Origin of the sequence: Hydrogenophaga sp. (assembly GCF_028698005.1) — a bacterium.
In the GTDB taxonomy this organism is placed as follows: domain Bacteria; phylum Pseudomonadota; class Gammaproteobacteria; order Burkholderiales; family Burkholderiaceae_C; genus Hydrogenophaga.
Genome location: NZ_JAQVEJ010000257.1, coordinates 1 through 2,820, shown reverse-complemented (window position 1 = coordinate 2,820; position 2,820 = coordinate 1). Strand labels below are relative to the sequence as shown.

The 2,820-nt window shown below is 69.0% G+C and carries 3 protein-coding genes and 1 pseudogene; 3 read left to right on the top strand and 1 reads right to left on the bottom strand.

Annotated elements, in window-relative coordinates; all coding sequences use genetic code 11:
- Nucleotides 1-542 (top strand): annotated as a pseudogene (locus PHQ87_RS15670) (MFS transporter); the annotation flags it as partial.
- Between the two features lie 120 nt (nt 543-662).
- On the opposite strand, the gene PHQ87_RS15665 reads toward PHQ87_RS15670, so the two are convergent.
- Complete coding sequence (locus PHQ87_RS15665) at nt 663-1,220, bottom strand: HNH endonuclease (protein WP_300236441.1); 558 nt, start codon at nt 1,218-1,220, stop codon at nt 663-665.
- Nucleotides 1,221-1,401: 181 nt separating this feature from the next.
- On the opposite strand from PHQ87_RS15665, the gene PHQ87_RS15660 reads away from it, so the two are divergent.
- Nucleotides 1,402-2,469, top strand: coding sequence for a bifunctional riboflavin kinase/FAD synthetase (locus tag PHQ87_RS15660; protein WP_300236438.1), 1,068 nt, complete (start codon nt 1,402-1,404; stop codon nt 2,467-2,469).
- A 139-nt stretch (nt 2,470-2,608) separates the two neighbouring features.
- A partial coding sequence (locus tag PHQ87_RS15655; protein ID WP_300236435.1) for a hypothetical protein occupies nt 2,609-2,820 on the top strand: 212 nt, incomplete at its 3' end.

The window sequence follows — 2,820 nt, the reverse complement described above, 5'->3', positions numbered from 1 at the left end:
CCCAGGCCGGCATGCTGATGCTGCCCGTGGCCCTGGCCGGAATGAGCATGAAGCGCCTGGTATCGCCCGTCATCGGCCGCTGGGGCTACCGGCGCGTGCTCATCGTCAACACCACCCTGCTGGGCCTGATGATCGCCGGCTTTGCCCTCATGACCCCGGAGCAGCCGCTGTGGCTGCGGGTGGCACAAATGGCACTCTACGGCGCCGTCAACTCGATGCAGTTCACCGCCATGAACACCGTCACGCTCAAGGATCTGGACAGTGCCGGGGCCAGCGCCGGCAACAGCATGATGTCGATGGTGCAGATGCTCGGCATGGGTATGGGTGTGAGCGTGGCGGCCACGCTGCTGTCCGTGTTCGGCCAGTGGCTGGACATCGCGTCTGGCGTGGTCGGCCCCGACACCCTGCCGGTATTTCGCTGGGCGCTGGTGATGATCGGCGCCATCACGGCCATGTCGGCCGGCATTTTCTGGCAGTTGCAAACGGACCGCCCGGCCAGGGACGATGACCGGCGCGCGGCCGAATCAAGGGCGGAGCATTGAACCCCCACGCTCCGCCGCTGCGCGGGTCGCTGCCCCCCGAGGGGGCGCGGATTCAGCTTGGGGCGGCCCGGCGCTGAATCCCAAGCCCCCACGCTCCCCTGCCCTCCCGGCAGCGGAGCGTCACGCGTGCAGCCGCGAACTGCGCGGCAGGCGTGCCATGAGGAACTCCATCTGGTCGGCCAGGATGCGGCGGTTGCGCAGGATGAAGTCTTCCCACAGGCTGGGCACATAGGGCGCGTACAGCAGCGCCATGTGCGCCTGCTCGGGCGTGCGGTTGGCCTTGCGGTGGTTGCAGCCTCTGCACGCGGTGACCACGTTCATCCAGTGGTCGCCACCGCGCTGCGCCTGCGGGATGATGTGCTCGCGCGTCAGGTGTTCCTCGCTGAAGGTCTGGCCGCAGTAGGCGCAGACATGGCGGTCGCGGGCAAACAGCTTGGCATTGGTCAGCGCCGGACGCAGATCGAAGGGGTTGATCTCGGGCACGCCGCGCGTGCCAATGATGGAATTGACGGTGATGACCGACTGCCGGCCGGTGATGGCGTTGTACCCGCCATGGAACACCGCGATCTCGGCGCCGACTTCCCAGCGCACATCATCGGCCGCGTAGTGCAGCACGGCGTCCTCCAGGCTGATCCACGATTGCGGCAGCCCCTGGGCAGAGAGCTTCAACACCTTCAAGACCAGGCTCCTTCACGAAGAACCGACATCGGATAATGCCGGCCACCCCATGCCGGCGGCCGGCGCGCCCGCTCCGGCGGTCATGGCCCCCGCCGCAAGCGCTGTCTCGTGTATGTCAATATAGCGCGTTTCTCTCAAGCGTTGACGACGGGCCCGCCCGCCACCACCACCACCCCAGCACATGAACATCATCCGAGGCCTCTGGAACCGCGACGCCACCGCCTTGCGTGGCTGCGCGCTGACCATCGGCAACTTCGACGGCGTGCACCGTGGCCACCAGGCCATGCTGGCGCTGCTGCGCAGCGAAGCGCACCACCGGGGCGTACCCACCTGCGCCATGACCTTCGAGCCCCACCCGCGCGACTTCTTCGCCGCCGTGCACCGCAAGCCCGAGCTGGCACCGGCGCGCATCGCCACGCTGCGCGACAAGCTCGGTGAACTCGCACGCTGCGGCGTCGAGCAGTGCGTGGTGCTGCCCTTCAACGAGCGGCTGGCCGCGCTGCCGGCGCAGGCGTTCATCGAGGACATCCTGGTCAGGGCCCTGGGGGTGAAGTACGTGCTGGTGGGCGACGATTTCCGCTTCGGAGCCGGGCGCACCGGCGACTACGCCATGCTCGATGCCGCCGGCGCCCGCTTTGGTTTCGACGTCGCCCGCATGCAAAGCTATGAGGTACACGGCATCCGGGTGTCCAGCTCCGAGGTGCGCGAGGCACTGGCCGCCGGCGACATGGACCGTGCCGCCGCGTTGCTGGGCCGGCCCTACAGCATCAGCGGCCATGTGGTGCACGGCCGCAAGCTCGGCCGCCAGCTTGCCGAGAGCAGCCCGGGGGCAAACGACGGTTTTCGCACGCTCAACCTGCGCTTTACCCACTGGAAGCCGGCCGCCAGCGGCATCTTCGCCGTCCACGTGCATGGCCTGGGCCCCGGCCCGGATGCCCCGCCGCTGGCGGGGGTGGCCAATCTGGGCATCCGGCCCTCGCTCGACCCGAACGACGTCAATGGCGGCCGCGTGCTGCTCGAGACCCATTGCCTGGACTGGCCGGACCAACTGGCCGCTGCGCTGCCCGGTGGCGAAGCCTACGGTAAAATCATCCACGTGGAACTGCTGCACAAACTGCACGACGAGCGCAAGTACGACAGCCTGGACGCCCTGACCCGGGGCATTGCCCAGGACTGCCACGATGCGCGCGCGTACTTTGAATCGCTGCACGCACAGACCCGTCGCCAGACCACGCGCGACCGAATTTGAGGCTGCTGCCGGCGCCTGCGCGCCGGACCGTGCGCCCCGACCGGCTCGGGGCGAACCGCCCTCTCCCGTTCTGCGGCCTGCCGCGCCGCCGGGCCTGGAGCCCGCCCCCGAACCCCACGCCGAAAGTCGAAGACGTACCATGGCCGATTCCACCCAAACCCCCAAGAAGCAACCCAAGGCCAAGGCAGACAGCCAGGCCGGCGGCAGCGCCTGGCGTGCCACGCTGAACATGCCCGACACCGCGTTCCCCATGCGCGGTGACCTGCCCAGGCGCGAGCCGGCCTGGGTCCAGGCCTGGAACGAGACCGGTGGCGCCGCCGGCGGCCTGTACCAGCGCCTGCGGGTGGCGCG